This window comes from Streptomyces sp. NBC_00236, from assembly GCF_036195045.1.
Lineage (GTDB): Bacteria > Actinomycetota > Actinomycetes > Streptomycetales > Streptomycetaceae > Streptomyces.
In genome coordinates, this window is record NZ_CP108100.1 from 7,275,749 (window position 1) to 7,292,551 (window position 16,803).

15 protein-coding genes are annotated in these 16,803 nt (G+C 73.4%); 6 read left to right on the forward strand and 9 right to left on the reverse strand.

All coding sequences use genetic code 11. From position 1 onward, the window contains the following. Nucleotides 1–26: 26 nt before the first annotated feature. The gene (locus tag OG446_RS32435; RefSeq protein ID WP_328897356.1) at nt 27–1,532 is read right to left on the reverse strand and encodes a bifunctional phosphatase PAP2/diacylglycerol kinase family protein; all 1,506 of its coding nucleotides are present in this window, start codon (nt 1,530–1,532) and stop codon (nt 27–29) included. Between the two features lie 250 nt (nt 1,533–1,782). Between OG446_RS32435 and OG446_RS32440 the strand changes: the two genes are divergently transcribed. Both OG446_RS32440 and OG446_RS32445 read left to right on the forward strand, forming a co-directional pair. Beyond that, a complete protein-coding gene (locus OG446_RS32440; RefSeq protein WP_328897357.1) occupies nt 1,783–2,556 on the forward strand; it encodes an IclR family transcriptional regulator in 774 nt (257 codons plus the stop codon). After that, complete coding sequence (locus tag OG446_RS32445) at nt 2,553–3,404, forward strand: SMP-30/gluconolactonase/LRE family protein (protein WP_328897358.1); 852 nt, start codon at nt 2,553–2,555, stop codon at nt 3,402–3,404. Before OG446_RS32440 ends, OG446_RS32445 begins: the two co-directional genes overlap by 4 nt. 169 nt (nt 3,405–3,573) lie before the next feature. On the opposite strand, the gene OG446_RS32450 is transcribed toward OG446_RS32445, so the two are convergent. The 3 genes from OG446_RS32450 to OG446_RS32460 form a co-directional block, all read right to left on the reverse strand. Continuing rightward, complete coding sequence (locus OG446_RS32450) at nt 3,574–4,557, reverse strand: hypothetical protein (protein ID WP_328897359.1); 984 nt, start codon at nt 4,555–4,557, stop codon at nt 3,574–3,576. Nucleotides 4,558–4,705: 148 nt separating this feature from the next. Next, a complete protein-coding gene (locus tag OG446_RS32455; protein WP_328897360.1) occupies nt 4,706–5,734 on the reverse strand; it encodes a zinc-dependent alcohol dehydrogenase in 1,029 nt (342 codons plus the stop codon). Further along, nucleotides 5,731–6,885 (reverse strand): mandelate racemase/muconate lactonizing enzyme family protein, encoded by a 1,155-nt coding sequence (locus OG446_RS32460; RefSeq protein ID WP_328897361.1) that lies wholly within the window; start codon nt 6,883–6,885, stop codon nt 5,731–5,733. The genes OG446_RS32455 and OG446_RS32460 overlap by 4 nt, the downstream gene beginning before the upstream one ends. A gap of 265 nt (nt 6,886–7,150) precedes the next feature. On the opposite strand from OG446_RS32460, the gene OG446_RS32465 reads away from it, so the two are divergent. Next, a complete protein-coding gene (locus tag OG446_RS32465) occupies nt 7,151–8,401 on the forward strand; it encodes an aminotransferase class I/II-fold pyridoxal phosphate-dependent enzyme (RefSeq protein ID WP_328897362.1) in 1,251 nt (416 codons plus the stop codon). 38 nt (nt 8,402–8,439) lie between these two features. Beyond that, nucleotides 8,440–9,504, forward strand: a complete 1,065-nt coding sequence (locus tag OG446_RS32470) for an MBL fold metallo-hydrolase (RefSeq protein WP_328897363.1) — start codon at nt 8,440–8,442, stop codon at nt 9,502–9,504. 12 nt (nt 9,505–9,516) lie between these two features. Here the strand turns inward: OG446_RS32470 and OG446_RS32475 are convergent, their stop codons facing one another. Together OG446_RS32475 and OG446_RS32480 are read right to left on the reverse strand one after the other, a co-directional pair. Further along, a complete protein-coding gene (locus OG446_RS32475; protein WP_328898486.1) occupies nt 9,517–10,134 on the reverse strand; it encodes a DedA family protein in 618 nt (205 codons plus the stop codon). After that, complete coding sequence (locus OG446_RS32480; RefSeq protein ID WP_328897364.1) at nt 10,134–10,916, reverse strand: MBL fold metallo-hydrolase; 783 nt, start codon at nt 10,914–10,916, stop codon at nt 10,134–10,136. The genes OG446_RS32475 and OG446_RS32480 overlap by 1 nt, the downstream gene beginning before the upstream one ends. A 240-nt stretch (nt 10,917–11,156) precedes the next feature. Here OG446_RS32480 and OG446_RS32485 point away from each other — a divergent pair, with 240 nt between their 5' ends. After that, nucleotides 11,157–11,561, forward strand: coding sequence for a hypothetical protein (locus tag OG446_RS32485; protein WP_328897365.1), 405 nt, complete (start codon nt 11,157–11,159; stop codon nt 11,559–11,561). A gap of 193 nt (nt 11,562–11,754) precedes the next feature. Then, nucleotides 11,755–13,863, forward strand: coding sequence for a phage holin family protein (locus OG446_RS32490; RefSeq protein WP_328897366.1), 2,109 nt, complete (start codon nt 11,755–11,757; stop codon nt 13,861–13,863). A 17-nt stretch (nt 13,864–13,880) separates the two neighbouring features. Here OG446_RS32490 and OG446_RS32495 read toward each other — a convergent pair whose 3' ends face one another. From OG446_RS32495 to OG446_RS32505, 3 genes are all read right to left on the reverse strand, one after another. Next, nucleotides 13,881–14,933 (reverse strand): LacI family DNA-binding transcriptional regulator, encoded by a 1,053-nt coding sequence (locus OG446_RS32495; RefSeq protein ID WP_328897367.1) that lies wholly within the window; start codon nt 14,931–14,933, stop codon nt 13,881–13,883. Nucleotides 14,934–15,007: 74 nt separating this feature from the next. Further along, nucleotides 15,008–15,589 (reverse strand): DUF305 domain-containing protein, encoded by a 582-nt coding sequence (locus OG446_RS32500; protein WP_328897368.1) that lies wholly within the window; start codon nt 15,587–15,589, stop codon nt 15,008–15,010. A 75-nt stretch (nt 15,590–15,664) separates the two neighbouring features. After that, nucleotides 15,665–16,609, reverse strand: coding sequence for a DUF1996 domain-containing protein (locus tag OG446_RS32505; protein WP_328897369.1), 945 nt, complete (start codon nt 16,607–16,609; stop codon nt 15,665–15,667). Nucleotides 16,610–16,803 lie beyond the last annotated feature (194 nt).

The following is a 16,803-nucleotide window of genomic DNA, read 5'->3' on the forward strand; positions in this document are numbered from 1 at the left end:
CTCGTTCACCCCGGTTACGGACCGGCTCAGACCGGTCTGGGGCAGTAGACCGTCAGTGCCTCCGGCAGCTTGTCAATCATCAAGTCGCCCGTGCTGTGCGCCACTTCGCCGTCGTACGCGTACGGGGTTCCGGGCTTCAGCCCGGAGATGCGGATGCGTCGGCGCCGCTCCGCCGCATGGATGGGGGAGCGGGTCAGAGGGCCGGCGACGGCAGCCGCCAGCAGCCTCAGCCCGGGGGTCCGGCCGCCGTGCACGACGCGTACGTCCAGCAGCCCGTCGGCGAGATTGTGCCGCCGGCCGGGCGCCGGGCCGACCCGCTGGAACAGGCCGTTGCCGACGAACAGCAGCCACAGGGGCCGTCTCCGGCCCTGCAGTTCGGCCTCCAGCGGACGCTGGCCGCGCAGCGCCTCGAACGCCGCGACGACACCGGCCGGCCAGCCGCCGATCCGCGGGGACCAGCGCTCACGGGTCCGCACCAGCTCCGGATAGACGCCCAGGCTGAAGGCGTTGAGGAAGTAGCCGTGGGCGCCCCCCGGCCCCTCCGGTCCGGGCCGGAACCTGCCCAGGTCCACCCGGACCGCGCTTCCCGAACCGAGGGCCGCGCAGACGTCGGACACGGTCTCGATGCCCAGGTCGTACGCGAAGTGGTTCAGCGTCCCGCCGGGGAACACGGCGAGCGGCAGCCCGTGCACGGCGGCCACGGCCGCCGCCTGGTTGACCGTACCGTCGCCCCCGCACACCCCCAGGGCCCGGCCGCGGCCGGCCGCCTTCTCCAGTTCGGCCGAGAGCTCCGACGGCGGGCACTCCACCACGTCCGCGTGCGGCAGTGCGTCCCGCACCAGTGACGCCGTGGCGGTGGCCGTCCCCGACTCCTGGTTGACGACGACGACCAGGTCCTGGCCGTCCGGCAGTGCCGGCGCGTCGGCGGGCGGTCTGCCCGGTGCGGGCAACTGGCCCCGGGTCGGCACGAGGCCGCGCAGGGCGAACGCCGCCCCTATCCCGAGTGCGGCACCGGCCAGTACATCGCTCGGGTAGTGCACGCCGGTGTAGACGCGGGACGCGGCCACCGACAGCGCGACGGGAGCGACGACCGCTCCCCACCCCTTCGACTCCAGCGCCACCCCGGTGGCGAACGCGGCAGCCGAGGCGGCGTGCCCCGAAGGGAAGGACGTGGTGACGGGCTGGCGCTTCAGCCGCCGTATCGCCGGAACGGCGTCCAGTATCGGCCGTTCGCGGCGCACCGCACCCTTGCCGACCGTGTTGATCGCGGCCGAGGCCACCGCCAGCGACGCGATTCCGCGCAGCGCGGCCCGCCGGGCACGGGCGCTGCCGCCGAACGCGGCGATGCCGGCCGCCGCGCCGAACCACAGCAGCCCGTGATTCGCGCTGCGGCTGAGCCGCGGCAGCACGGGTCCGGCGGCAGGCCAGTGCCGTCCCGCCAGGTTCTGGAACACGGCCAGGTCACTCCGGTGAAGGGCGCCCCGCAGCCCGGCGGGCCGCGGCAGAGGTGAAGGGAAGCTCGGTGAAGACATGGAACAGCGAATACCCTGCGGGCCCCCGCCGAACCGGCAGGCGCGCCCGAACCGTGCGCGCGGGCGCCTGTGCGGCGGCGCCACCCGACGATCATTGACACGCATAACGGGACGAAACGGCGCTATATGCCCTCGGCCAGGGTGCCGCACATCACCCCGTCATTGCCCCGGCAAGTGCGCCACGCTTAGCCTGTGTTCGTGATGCCGGTCACTGGCCGGAATGTCGAACACGAGAGGGTGGTGCACGACCATGGGGCGACTCGTCCCCGCGGTGACCCGGGCGCTGGACGTACTCGAACTCTTCCTCCACGGCGACGGTACGCTCTCCGCGCCCGAGGTGACCCGCAAGCTCCAGCTCCCGCGCACCACCGTCCATGAACTGCTGACCACGCTCGCCGCCCGCTCGTACCTGGTCACCATCCCCGAACAGCCCGGCCGCTACCGGCTCGGCGTCCGCACCTACCAGCTCGGCAGCCGGTACGCCGAACAGCTCGACCTCGCCGCCGAGGGGCAGCAGGTGGCCCGGCAGGTCGCGGAGACCTGCGGCGAGACCGTCCACGTGGCGATCCTGGAGGGCACCGACGTCATCTACATCGCCAAGGTGGACTCCACCCACGCGGTCCGCATGGTGTCGGCCGCCGGCCGCAAGCTGCCCGCCCACTGCACGTCGGTCGGCAAGATGCTGCTCGCCGCCCTTCCCGAACGGGAGCTCGACGCCCGCCTCGAAGGGCTCGAACTCACCGGGATGACCCCCGACAGCATCACCGACGAAGAAGAGCTGCGGGCGGCGCTCGCCTCCGTACGGGAACGGGGCATCGCGGTCGAGCACCGCGAGTCCAACCCCGATGTGAGCTGCGTCGCCGCGCCCGTACGGGACCGGTCCGGCCGGGTCGTCGCCGCGCTCTCCGTCTCCGTTCCCATGATCCGCTGGAGCGAGGAGCGCGAGGCCGAACTGGCCGCGCTCGCCGCCGAGGGTGCGGAGGCGCTCTCCGGCCGGCTCGGGCACCACCGGAGGGAGAAGTGAGCCGCCCGCGCCTCGATGTCGCCGTACGGGAGCACGCAGCGCTCGGGGAGGGCCCGACCTGGGACCCGGTCGCCGAGCGGCTCATCTGGGTCGACATCCTCTCCGCACGCATCCACACCTACGACCCCGCGGACGGCCGGCGGACCGTCATGGCCACCGAACAGCACGTCGGCGCGGCCAAGCCACGGGCCGGCGGCGGCCTCGTCGTCAACCTGCGCGACGGCGTCGGGCTCTACGACGCCGACGGCGCCTTCCGCTGGCTCGTCCACGACCCCGAACCGGGACGGCGCGGCAACGATGCCGCGGTGGCGCCGGACGGGGCGCTCTGGGCGGGCACCATGCGCTACGACGAGTCGGAGGTCGGCGGCAGCCTCACCCGGGTCGCACCCGACGGCACGGCCACCCGGGTGCTGCCCCTGGTGGCCTGCAGCAACGGCACCGGATGGAGCCCGGACGGCCGGCTGATGTACTACGTCGACACGCCGACCCGCCGGATCGACGTCTTCGACGTGGACGGCCACCGGGTCACCGGGCGCCGCCCGTTCGCGACCGTGGAGGAGGGGGCGGGCTACCCCGACGGTCTGACGGTGGACGCGGAGGGGGCCGTCTGGGTCGCCCTGTGGGACGGGGCCGCACTGCGCCGCTACACGGCCGACGGCAGGCTGGACCGCGTCGTCGCACTGCCGGTGCGACGCCCCACGGCCTGCGCCTTCGGCGGCCGGGACCTGCGCGACCTCTACATCTCCACCGCCCGCACCGGCCTCCACTCGCCGCACCCGCTCTCGGGGTCGCTGCTGGTTCTGCCGGACGTCGGCCGGGGCCTGCCCGGTACGGCCTTCGCGGGCTAGGCGTGTTTCGGAAGTAGCGCCATTCGCCCGGAGGGCGGGCTCGTCGGCGTCCGGTGCGTGCGATCGCACGGCGGAGGCTCCCTGACCGGGCCTGATCCGAACGAAAGGCCTGGGCCCGGGCGCCGGGGAGGCCGGGCGGGTCCGGGTCACGGACCCGCCCGGCGGTGGATCACCGCGCCGGGAAGCGGCGCAGGGTGCCGGGCAGTCGGGAGCCCAGCGGCGACATGTTCCCGCCGGCGCCGTGCCGGGCCAGCAGATCCAGGACCAGCCGGCCGCGCCGGACCCGCTCGCGGGCCGTCTGAAGGGCGACATCGCGCAGATGGGCACCGTACGGGTAGATTCCCGGCGCCTTGGAGAGGCCGAACTTGAGGTAGAGCGGGGCGCCGCGCCGGATCAGTTCGGCCGCCTCGTACATCCGCACATACCCGCCGAGGTCGTCCGGGGCCTCGATGTACAGGTCCATCGGAGCCGCCGACGCGCGCCGGATCTCGGTGAAGTGAGCGAGCGTCAGGTCGGACGGGATGTTCACCGAGTCCGCCCCCAGCTGCTCGTACACGGCGAACGACGCGGGATTCACCGGGCCGACCAGGGCGGACACCTTGAACGTCGTGTCGGCGGGCAGTACGCCCTGCTCGCGCAGCCGGTGCAGCGTCCACAGCACCCCCTCGTCCGCCACCAGCAGGCACTTCACGCCGAGCTCGCAGGCGCGCAGCGCGTCCTCGACACAGCCGGCCAGGGCGTCGTGGCCACGGGCGCGCAGCCCGGCGCCGCCCGAATCGGTGCGGAACGAGGCACCGGTGTCCCAGCTGCCGCGCGGACCCGTGAACAGGCAGAGCTCGATGCCGCGTTCGGCGCAGCCCTCGACCATGTCGGTGATCTCGGTGTCACTGAGCATCCAGACGCCGCTGCCCTGGCTGATCCGGTGGACGGGGACATCGAGCCGCGCGCTCTCCTTCAGTACGACGGACAGCGCTTCGGGGCCCTCCACGGACGGGATCTCGGTCCGCCATGTGCCGCCGTCGGGAAAGGAGTGCGGGGACGCGTCGGCCGGGGTCGCGGCGGGGGCGCCGAGCCCGAGCGCGCTGAGCGCGGGCTCGCCCGGACGCCGGACGCCGGTACGCGATCCGGACGGGGCAGGGGATACGGAGGTCATGAGCGACCTTTCGTGTTCGGTGGGTCGGACGAGGTTCGGGTGAAGGAGCGACGGACGGGACGGGCCCGCGAGCCGGGCGTGAACCGGCGAGAAGGACCGGGAGCGCGTGCCGGGCCCCGCGAGCCCGGCATGATCCAGACAAGGGGCCCTAGGGGCGCATCAGCACCTTGCCCGTCCCCGCGCCGCCGCCCCCGACCAGTGCGACGGCCTCCGCGAACCGCTCCAGCGGGAACTCGTGCGTGATCAGGGCCGCCGGATCGAGCAGCCCCGCGGTGAACGCCCGCACCGCGTACGACCAGGAAGCGGACGAGGCCCCGAACACGCTGCGCACCGTGAGCTGGCTCAGCGACAGGTGGACCGGGTCGATGCCGACGGCCCCCGGCGCGAACATCCCCGTGAGCACGACCCGGCCCCCGCGCCGCGCGAGCAGGCAGGCGTCGGCCGCGGTGGTCGCGGCCCCGGCCGTCTCCACCACCAGGTCGTAACGGCCGTGCACCTCCGCGGCCTCCTTCGGTGCCAGGGCCTCGCTCGCCCCGAAGCGCAGCGCCTGGCGCGCCCGTTCGTCCCGCGGATCGATCACCGTGAGCTCACCGGGAGACACCGCGGCGAGCAGCTGGACCGCGAGCAGCCCGAGCGTTCCCGCGCCCACGACCGCGATCCGTTCACCCGGCTCGGGGGCCCCGGCCCGTACGGCCGCCGCGACCACGGCCGCGGGCTCCAGGAGCGCCGCGGCGCGCAGGTCCGCGTCGTCGGCCAGCGGATGCAACAGCCTTGCGGGCAGCACGACATGGTCGGCGAAAGCGCCGGGCCGGGTGAAACCCGTCTCGTCGTACCCCGAGGTGCACAGCGAGGTCTCACCGCCGCGGCACCGCTCGCAGCTCCCGCAGGAACGGAACCCCTCGGCGACCGTACGCCGGCCGGTCAGGGACGGGTCGACGCCCGCCCCCACCGCCTCGACGGTGCCCGACCACTCGTGGCCGGGCACCACGGGGTAGTGCACGTAACCCGGGTCGCGATGACCGTCGTACACCTCGCGGTCGCTCATGCAGATCCCGGCCGCGGCCACCCGCACCCGGACCTCGCCGGGGCCTGGCTCCACGACCGGTCCGTCCGTCAGCCGGTGCTCGCCCGGCCGGTCGATCGTGATCGCCCGCGAGCGGGCGGGCGTGTCGCTCACTTGGGCTGCCTCTTCTCCCAGCCGTCGGCCCACAGGTCGAACCGGGCCTGCTGCTGCGGGAATTCGGCGGCCGCGTCGACATCGAGCTCCACGCCGAGGCCGGGGGCGTCGGAGAGCTCGAAGCAGCCGGTCTCGGGGTCGACCTGAGGGGCGCCCTTGACGACCTTCTTGATGTCGGCGTCCGCGAAGTCGTTGAAGTGTTCGAGGATCTTGAAGTTGGGGGTGCAGCCCGCGACCTGGAGGCTGGCAGCCGTCAGCACCGAGCCCCCGACGTTGTGCGGGGCGATCAGCGTGTAGTGGGTCTCGGCCGTCGCGGCGAGCTTCCGGGTCTCCAGGATCCCGCCGATGTGGCCGACGTCCGGCTGGATGATGTCGACGGCCTGCGACTCGAAGAGCTCGCGAAACTCGATGCGGTCGTGGATGCGCTCACCCGTCGCGATCGGCAGGTCGACCTTGGCCGCCACCTTGGCGAGCGCCTTCAGGTTCTCCGGCGGCACCGGCTCCTCCAGCCAGGCCGGCCGGAACGGGGCCATCTCGTGGGCGATCCGCACCGCCGTCGAGGGGCTGAAACGGCCGTGCATCTCCAGCATCAGCTCGGTGTCCGGACCGATGGCGTCCCGGACCGCCTCGATGAGCGACACGGAGTAGCGGGTCTCCTCCTGGCCCAGCTCGAAGTGGCCCGTCCCGAACGGGTCGATCTTCACCGCCCGGTAGCCGCGCGCGACGACCGCCGAGGCGGCCTTGTGATACGCCTCCGGGGTCCGCTCGGTGGTGTACCAGCCGTTGGCATACGCCTTGACCCGGTCGGTGACCTTTCCGCCGAGAAGCTGCCAGACGGGAACACCGAGCGCCTTCCCCTTGATGTCCCAGCAGGCCATCTCCACGACCGCGATGCCGGACATGACGATCTCACCGGCCCGCCCGTAGTCGCCGTACTTCATCCGGCGTACGAGATCCTCGACGGCGAACGGGTCCGAACCGGAGATGTGGTTGGCCTCCGCCTCGCGCAGATAGCCGATGAGCGCATCGGTGCGGCCGAGCATCCGGGTCTCACCCACACCGGTGAGGCCCTCGTCGGTATGGACCTGCACATAGGTGAGGTTGCGCCAGGGTGTTCCGACCACATGTGTGCTGATTCCGGTGATACGCACGGGAGTTGCCCCTCGACTTGTTCGATATTTCGGCACTCGTTCGAAATCCTGGCGTGACCGTAATAACGGGGCGGGGCGAGTGTCAATGGGGCCGTCGCGTCGCGGTCCGGATCCCGGGCCGCCGGGCGGCCTCGCCGAGGCCGTGCTAAGACCGCCCGGACGGCCTCGCGGTAGCGCAGGCGCCCCGCTCCATTCCCTCGTATAAAGGGGCGGACACGGCCCGGGCGACGGGCACGGCGACCGAGCGGCGGCGAAGGAGGCCCGGATGGGCCGGGAGCGGACCGGACGTCAGGGGCGCGGCGGGCCAGGGATCCGCGAGGACCGCGGGCCCGTACGGTACGGACCGCCCGCCCCGGACCCCGGCCTGCCCGTGCTGCCCGGACTGGCCGACGTGCTGGCGGCCGCGGCGGGCCGCGGCGAACCCGAACCGGCCGGCGGCTCGGCCGCCCTGCGCGAGGCGGCCCTGGCCTACTGGCACCGGCGCGGACTGCGCGGCGGCCCCGAGCACATCGCCGCCGCGCCGGGCACCTCCCCGCTGGTGCTCGCCCTGATCGCCGCACACGGCGGCGACGTACTGATGCCGCGCCCCTGCCCCGCCTCCTGGATCCCGCAGGCCCGGCTGCTGGGCAGGCCCGCCTACCAGGTCCCGACCCCCGCCGAATGCGGCGGCGTCCCCGACCCGTACGCACTCCTGGAGACGGTACGAAGGGTGCGCGCCGAGGGAGGCAGGCCGCGGCTGCTGCTGATCTCGGTGGTGGACGACCCCACCGCCACGGTCGCCCCGCCGGAACTGGTGCGTGAGGCGTGCGAGGCGGCCGTCGCCGAAGGGCTGCACATCGTCAGCGACGAGACGTGGCGCGACACCCTGCACCGGCCGCACGACACGGTGCTGCTCAGCCCGGCCGAGATGTGCCCCGACGACGTCACGGTCGTCTCCGACCTGGCGGGCGCGCTGACCCCTTCGGCCTGGCCCGTCGCCGTCGCCCGGTTCCCGGACACCGCGCGGTCCGCGGTCCGCCACGCCCGTACGCTCGACATCCTCACCGCGCTCGGCGCCCTCGTCGCGGGCCCCGTCGCGGCCGCCGCCGCCCACGCGCTCCACGAACCGGACGCCGTCACCGAACGCGTCCGCCGCGCCGCGGCCCTCCAGGCCCGCGTCGCCGCGGCCGCCCACCACGCCGTCCTCGCCTCCGGCGCGCTGGCCAGACCCCCGCAGGCGGGCCGTCACCTGTACGCGGACCTCGGCCCGCTGCGCTCCCGGCTCGCCGCCCGCGGGGTCACGGACTCGCTGGAACTGGAGGAGTACCTGACGGAGCGCCTCGGTGCCCCGGCCCCCGGCGGCCACCGCTTCGGCGACGAACTGGGCGCCCTGCGGGTGCGGCTGGGCACCGGACCGCTGCTCGGCTCGACACCGCGGCAGCAGACGGAGTCCCTCGCCGCGGCCGAACCCCTCGAATTGCCGCATGTCGCGGCAGCGCTGAGCATGTTCCGGGCAGCCCTCGACGAACCCCGCTGACACGCTGCGCCGACGCTCTCCGAGACGGGAGTCCCCCGATGACGGAACAGACAGAGCGCTCCCTCGCCCGGGACCCGCGCGTGGTGTCCGGCGGAGAGATCGTGACCCCGCGCCCCCTCGGCGAGCTGCGGTCCTGGCCCAGCAGCTTCGCCGACCGGCTCACCGCGCCCCTCCCCGGCCTGACGGGCATGTCCCGACTGGCCCGTGAACACTCCATCCGGCCCAACGCCGAGGGACTGCGTGGCATCCACCGGCTGCCGTACGCCCCCGGGCCACTGCCCGCCACCCCCGCCGGAACCACCTGCGTCACCTGGGCCGGGCATGCCAGCTGGATCATCCGTACCGGCGGACTGACCGTGCTCGCCGACCCCGTCTGGTCCCGCCGCATCCTCGGCACCCCGGCCCGGATCACCCCCGTCGGCGTCCCCTGGGACGACCTGCCGACGATCGACGCCGTCGTCATCAGCCACAACCACTACGACCATCTCGACGCACCGACCCTGCGCCGGCTTCCCCGGCACACCCCGCTGTTCGTCCCGGCCGGACTGGGCCGCTGGTGCCGCCGCCGCGGCTTCGGCTGTGTCACCGAACTCGACTGGTGGGAATCGGCGGAACTGGGCGGGGTCCGCTTCGACTTCGTTCCCTCGCACCACTGGTCCAAGCGCACCCTCACCGACACCTGCCGCTCGCTGTGGGGCGGCTGGGTCATCGAGGACACCACCGGGCCCGGCCGCGGACAACGCATCTACTTCGCCGGCGACACCGGATACGGCCACTGGTTCACCGAGATCGGCCGCCGCCACCCCGGCATCGATCTGGCCCTGCTGCCCATCGGGGCGTACGAGCCGCGCTGGTGGCTCGCCGGTGTGCACGCCGACCCGGAGGAGGCCGTGCAGGCGTACGAGGATCTCGGAGCCGCCGCCATGGCGCCCATGCACTGGGCGACCTTCCTGCTCTCCGCGGAGCCCGTCCTCGAACCGCTCACCCGGCTGCGCACCGCATGGCGACGGGCCGGCCACCCGCGCGAGCGGCTCTGGGACCTGCCCATCGGCGGCTCGCGCATCCTCGACACCACGAGCGAGCCCCGTACGGTCAGCGGCTGAGACGGCCGGAAGTCACCGGCCACGCAGCCGGTGCCACAGCGCCGGTGCCCCGCTGATCAGCAGCGTCAGACCCACTGCCGCCACGACGCCCTGCCACGGCTCCGGGAACAGCGAACCGCCGAGAATCCCGATCAGCTGATACGTGGCCGCCCAGGCCAGACAGGCCGGCACATCGCCCCGGGCGAACCGCCTCAGCGGCATCCGGCCCAGCAGACACGCCAGCATCACCGGGATCCGCCCCGCCGGCACCAGCCGGGACAGCACCAGCACCATCGCGCCGTGCTCGTCGAGCTTCCGCCGCGCCTGCGCGAGCCGCTCCGGCGCGGCCCGGTCGCTGATGGCACGCAGCCACCTGGAACCGTTCTTCGACCGCACCCCGCGCTGCCCCAGCCAGTACAGGCAGATGTCCCCGAGGAACGCCGCGGACGACGCCACCGCGAACACGATCAGCAGCGAGAACGGCGACGACTGATGGAAGGCCACCACGGCCGCCGAGCTCACCAGGGCACCCGTCGGCACCACCGGCACCAGGGCGCCCAGCGCCACCAGCAGGAACAGCGAGGGATAGCCGACGGCCTGCTGCGTCGACTCGGGCGGCAGCTGCGTCGTCTGCCGGAGGAACTCGACTATCACCCGGTGGCCCCCGGCCGCACGTGCTCGCCCTGCTCCAGCCGGTGCACCGCCACCTCGGGCGCCCGCAGCGCCGCCTGGCGGACGAACTCGTCACCCGGCGAGTGGAACTCGTGGGGCCGGACCCCGTCCATCCCGATCGGCCAGTACGTGCCGTAGTGCACCGGCACCGCGGCCCGGGGCGCGATCCGGACGAGCGCCTCGGCGGCGCGCGTCGCGTCGAGGTGGCTGTGGCCCAGATACGGTCCCCAGCCGCCGACCGGCAGCAGGGCCACGTCCACCGGGCCGACCGCGTCCGCCATGGCGTCGAAGAGCCCGGTGTCCCCGGCGAAATACGTCCGGGCCTCGCCCTCGACGACGTATCCGAGCGCGGGGGAGCGGTGCGGGCCGACCGGGAGGCGCCGCCCGTCGTGCAGGGCGGGCACCGCCCTGACCCGCACCGCGCCGACCCGCACCTCGTCGCCCGCCGCCACCTCGGTGATCCGCAGCGCCCGCATCCTGCGCAGCACCCGCAGCCCCGGCACCGCCCGGACGGCCCCCAGCGGGACGATCAGACGGGAGCCCGGGGCGATGCGGGCCAGGGACGGCAGATGCAGATGGTCGGAGTGCAGATGCGAGATCAGCACGACGTCGGCGACCGCGGCCGTCGGTCCCGGCAGCTCACCGCGTCGCCGCCGCAGATGCGCGAAGCGCCGTACGAAAAGGGGGTCCGTCAGGACCCGGACCCCGGAGTCCTCGATCGTGCAGGTGGCATGACCCCACCAGGTGATCTCCACCGGCACGTGCCGCCTCCTGCTCGTAGGACCTGCCGACGAGCCTACGGGGCGGACGGCACCCACGGGGGCCCCCGGCGCACCCCGGGCACCTCCGGGCGCCCCTTCCCGCCCCGACGTGCGCCTTCTGGAACGGGTATCCGGCCGGTAGGGTCGCAGAACGCCAAGGGGGTCTCTGGCACAGCCCCGTGCCGGACGACGCGACGCCGCGGGGGTTTGCCAGACACCCCCTGGTACGGGGGACAGCCAATGGGGGACGTACGCGTGGCGGCCATCGCCAGTCTCACGCCGCTGGAGGAGCTCGACAGCGATCCGTTCCTCGTGGACACCCGCAGCCAGCACGCCATGTGCGCCCGGTGGGCCGCCGACCAGGGCTACGTCGTCACCCGGCAGCTGCGCCTCTACGGACTGGCTCCCGACCACCACGGGCTCTGGGCCGACGTCGAGGGCGGCGAGGTCGAACTCTTCGTCGCCCCCACCGACCGGGTGCTCGCCCGGGCCGTCGCCTCGGTCCCGCAGTTCGCCGCCGAGTGCGAGCGGCGCGGCGTCCGCCTGGAGATCGCCGGTCTCGACGAACCGCAGTACAGCGCCCGTACGAAAGCCAGTGTGCACCGCAGGCTCTCCATGCCGACCGCCGGCTACGACGGCTGCTAGGGCCTGTTTCGAAGGTTCGCCGGGCGGACGGCGCTGCTTCCGAAACACGCCCCGGGGCCCGTCACCGGCCATCGCGCCGCGGACCGCCGCGCTCGCTGTGAAAGGCTGGGGCCGGGCCCGGAACGGCAGGGCCCGGACGTGAGGTGGCAGCGGCGTGGGTGACGGGCGATGGCGGAGAGCCGGAAGCGCCCTGATGCGAGTGATCGTGGTGTGGGGGGTCTCGACGATCACCCTGCTGGCGCTCGCCGGGATCCTGCCGGACTTCCAGCTCCAGTCGGACGACGGCGACAGCGTGACCAAGACCGCGTTCACCGCGGCGTGGGGCGCGGGTGCGTTCGGTCTGCTCTCGGCACTGGTCTGGCCGGTGGTCGTACGGGCCCTGCTCATCGTGCCGGCCTTCGTCCTCGGCATGCTGGTCTTCTTCCTCAACGGCTCGCTGCTCCTGATCGCGTTGTGGCTCATCCCGGACGGGCGGGGCGCCGCCGCCCCGGAAACGGCCGTCGTCGTCGCGGCCGTCATGTCCGCGGTCGCCTCCGCGACCTCCACGGCACTCGCCGTCCGTGACGACAACGCCTACCGCCGCAGGCTCTCGCGCCTGGCCCAACGGCGCCGCCGCCGCAGCGGCACGGGCGGTGCGGGCGGCGAAGGGCCCCCCGGTACCGTCTTCATCCAGCTCGACGGCGTCGGCCACGACGTCCTCGCGCAGGCCGCCGCCGACGGCGTCATGCCGACCGTCGCGCGCTGGCTGGCCGACACCGAGGGCCACCGGCTCACTCCGTGGCGCACCGACTGGTCCAGCCAGACCGGTGCCAGCCAGCTAGGCATCCTGCACGGCAGCAACCACGACGTCCCTGCCTTCCGCTGGTACGAGAAGGAGACCGGCGACGTCATGGTCTCCAGCAGACCGGCGAGCGCCCTCGAACTCCAGCGCCGCGCCATCGTGCGCGCCCACGACGGCGGACTGCTCACCGTCGACGGTGCCAGCCGCGGCAACCTCTTCAGCGGTGGCGCCGACCAGCTCGCCGTCGTCCTGTCCATGGCCGCCCGGCGGGGCAAGGGACGCCGCTCCCGGGCCGGCTACTTCGCGTACTTCTCGGACCCCGCCAACGCCGTCCGTACCGCGCTCTCCTTCGTCGCCGAGGTCGGACGCGAGATCGGCCAGTCGACCCGGGCCCGGATGCGCAAGGAGACGCCCCGGATCAAGCGCGGCGGGCTCTACCCCTTCATCCGGGCCTTCGCGACCGTCGTCGAACGCGATGTGGTGGTCGCCGCCGTCATCGGGGACATGTTCGGGGGACGGACCGCCGTCTACGCCGACCTCGTCGCGTACGACGAGGTGGCCCACCACTCGGGGCCGCGCAGCCGGGACGCGGAGAAGGTCCTCGCCCGGCTGGACCGCTCGCTCGCCCTGATCGCCAAGGTCGCCGAGCACACGCCGCGCGACTACCGCGTCGTGGTCCTGTCCGACCACGGACAGAGCCCGGGGGAGACCTTCGCCGGGGTGTACGGGCTGACGCTCAAGGACCTGGTGCGGGCGGGCAGCGGACTGCCGGTCCCCCGCAGGGCCCAGCGCACGCGAAGCGGTTCCGAGGCACGTGACGCGGTCCGGATCGCCCTCCACCGGCCGGTCGCCGGCGGCGAGGAGAAGCAGCTGACGAAAGCCTCCGACCCGGTCGTCCTGGCCTCCGGCAACCTCGGCCTGATCTCCTTCCCCGACATCGACGGCCGCGCCTCGCAGGAACAGCTCGACCGCCGCCACCCCGCGCTGCTCGGCACGCTCGCCAACCACCCCGGCATCGGCTTCCTGCTCGTACACAGCGAGCGCGACGGATCGGTGGTACTGGGGCGGGACGGCACACGGATCCCCGTGGCGGAGCTGAAGGACGGACAGGGCCCGCTGACCCCCTTCGGCCCGGGCGCGGCCGACGCGATCCGGCGCACCGACACGTTCCCGCACGTCGCCGATGTGATGGTCAACTCGATGTACGACCCCGGGACCGGCACGGTGCACGCCTTCGAGGAACAGATCGGCTCGCACGGCGGGCTCGGTGGCGAGCAGTCCCGGCCGTTCCTGCTGTGGCCGCGCCACATGACGGACCCACTGGAGGCGGTCGCCGCCGAGGGCGGTGGACGGGCGGCCGAGCTGGTCGGCGCGGAAGCCGTGCACCGGGTCCTCAGACGCTGGCTGCGCGAGGTATCGGGGCCGCAGGTGCCGGTGGTGCGGACGACTGACGCCGTACGGGGCGCCGGTGACGGTCTGCCCGGCGAGGAGGAGGACGCGGGCACCGGCGCGGCGGGGTGACCCCACCCGGGCTCCGGTCAGGCCGACTGCCGCCGGACCAGCGTCGGATGGAAGATCACCGAAGGTGCCGGCGTACCCGGATTGCCGATCTGCTTGAGCAGCAGCCGGGCCATCTCCGCGGACATCTCCTCCACCGGCTGCCGCACCGTCGTCAGCGGCGGATCGCAGGCCAGCGCCGCACTGCTGTCGTCGAACCCGACGAGGGCGACATCCCCGGGAACGTCCTTGCCGGCCCGCAGCAGCACCGGAATGGCGCCCAGAGCCATCAGGTCCGACGCGATGAACACCGCGTCGAGGTCCGGCCGGTCCGCGAGCAGCCGCCGCGTCGCCGCAGCGCCGCCCGCATGGGTGAAGTCGCCCTCGGCGGTCGCCACGTCCCGGATGCCGTGGGCGGCGAGCGCGTCCAGGAAGCCGGTGAGCCGTGCCTGACCGGCCGGCATGTCCTGCGGGCCCGACACGGTGCCGATCCGGTGGCGGCCCAGCGAGGCCAGGTGATCGGCCGCCAGTTGGGCCCCGGCCCGCTGGTCCGCCTCGACGTAGGTGATCGGCGTCGTCCTGCGGGGCTGCCCGGCCAGCACGGCGGGCAGCCGCGTGTCGTGCAGCAGCCCGGGGAGCGGATCCTCGGCGTGCGACGAGATGAGGACCACCCCGTCGACATGCCCGTGGCGCAGATAGGACACCAACTGGTCGCGGGACTCCTGGTCGTCGGCCAGCATCAGGACCAGCTGGATACCCGCCGGCCGCAGGACCTCCAGCAGCCCGCTGACCACCCGCCCGAAGTACGGGTCGGAGAACATCCGGCCGACGAAGGGCTCGGACACCGTGCGCCGCTCCCGTTCCGACACGACGAGCGCGATCGAGTCGGTGCGCCGGGTCACCAGCGAGCGGGCCGCACGGTTGGGCACGTACCCGGTGGTGCCCACCGCCTCCTCGACCATCCGCCGCAGTGCCGGATCGACGGTGGTCGCCCCGTTGATCACCCGGGACACCGTCGCTCGTGACACCCCGGCCACCAGTGCGACGTCCTCCAGCGTGGCGGGACGGGCGGGCAGGGGCACGTCGGCAGTCATGCAGTCTTTATACCGGGTGGTACGAGCGGCGCGCAGAGGGGGAACTCCGGACCGGACCCGAGGCGGGCGGGGCGTCACCCGGTGCGTGACGACAGGCCTGCGAGCCGGTCGAGTTCGGCCCGGCGGGCCGACACCATCGTGGCCGCGAGCTGCCTGGCGTCCGGGCGGGTGCCGGCCTTCGTCTCGGAGCGCGACACCTGCGCGGACTGGCGCAGATGGTCGCCGATCTGCGCCACGAGAAAGCGGTCGAAGGCCCCGCCCGCGACGGTGCGGGCCCGTGCGAGATCGTGCTCCGTCACCATCCCCGGCATGTCATGCCCCTCGTGCACATTGGTGTCCGGCAGCCCCATCCGGGCCAACAGGGGGCGCAACCGAGCCAGTTCGCCGTTCTGCGCCGTGCGCAGGGTGGCCGCCCAGCTCCGTACGCGGGGATCAACGGCCCTGTTCCCGGCGAGCGTCAGCAGCGCGACGGCCTGCTCGTTCATCGGTGTCATCAGCTGGACCCAGGCGGCATCCGTCGGATGGGCCGGGACGGAGAGCGGGGGAGCGGATGCGGTGGGGCTCTGCGGGGCCGGCCGCTCGGCGGCGGCCGGGGCCGCACAGCCGGCCAGGAGGAGCAGCAGCGACAGGGCTGCGGTGGTGCGGGCCGCCTTCATCACGAGGTCCTCGGGGGAAAGGGCCCGCCCCGGGACGCGCTGTTCCGGGACGGGCGTCGGACGGATGCCGTTCGGTCAGGGGGTGCCGTCGGCACCGCACTTCACGATGGCGTTGATGCAGTCGCGGACGCGCTGCGCCATCTCGGCCTCGGGCCACACGTTGAAGAAGTCGCCGTGCATCGTGTAGCCCCGGCCGGACGCCAGCCGCAACCGGGCGGGGTCACCGTTGACGGGGTACCGCAGCACCTGGCGCAGCTTCGGAACCGGCACCGGGTGGGTCGACGGGCAGTCGCCGCCGACGGGGTACGCCATGTGGCTCTTGTGGTCGGCCGAGTCGAGGTCCCGGCCGTTCCAGCACTGGGGGAAGTCCAGATACGACTCCAGCATCGCGTCGGCCGGACAGTTCACGAAGTCGTGGGACGGGTTGACCTCGCCGTGGTGCAGGCACGACCAGCGCGAGATCGTGTTGTCGTCGGGACCGGTCGCCTTCGCGTTCCCCGCGACGATGCGCAGACCGCGGGGGAAGGGCTGGATCCGCCGGATGACGTCGTCCCTGACCCCTTCGCCCAGGTAGTAGAAGGTCGTGCCGGTGGGTTCGACCTCCTTGTCGCCGTCGTAGAGGGTCGGCACCCAGTAGGACGACAGGTCCGTGTCGGGGGCGCAACTGGTCCTGGCCTTCTCCAGGGAGGCGAGGTCGGAGTTGCCGTTCGTCGAGTCGTTGCCGAAGAAGCTGTGCATGTGCGAGGCCCCGGGCAGGCCCGGGAAGACGATCGGGTCGTCGGGGGCCCGGTGGGTGTAGGGGCACTCGGCGAGGAACTCGGCGACCCGGACCACGTCGGCAGCGGCCTGGGGGGCGGCCGGTGCCCCGGCCGCCGTGGTGGGCCCGGCGGACGCGTTGCCGTTGGTGGCCTGGAGGAAGGACAGGGCGAGCGCGGCTGCGACGAGGGTGGCGGTGCGGTACCGCCGGGGTGTTCCGCGGTGGGTGTCCTCGCCGGTGCGTCGATGGGGGAAGAAGAGCACGGCACTCCTGTTCGGGGGGAAGTGGGGTTCCTTGACGATGCGAGAGAGCGCTCTCTCGGAGGAACGTAGAAGCGTGTCTAGGGCATGTCAATAGAGGGTGCGGACCTGCAATTCCCTTTCCCTTGCACCTGGTTGAGGTGCTCGCCGCATGGGAGAGCGCTCTCTCGGGTGACGTATCGATGGATGGCACCGCA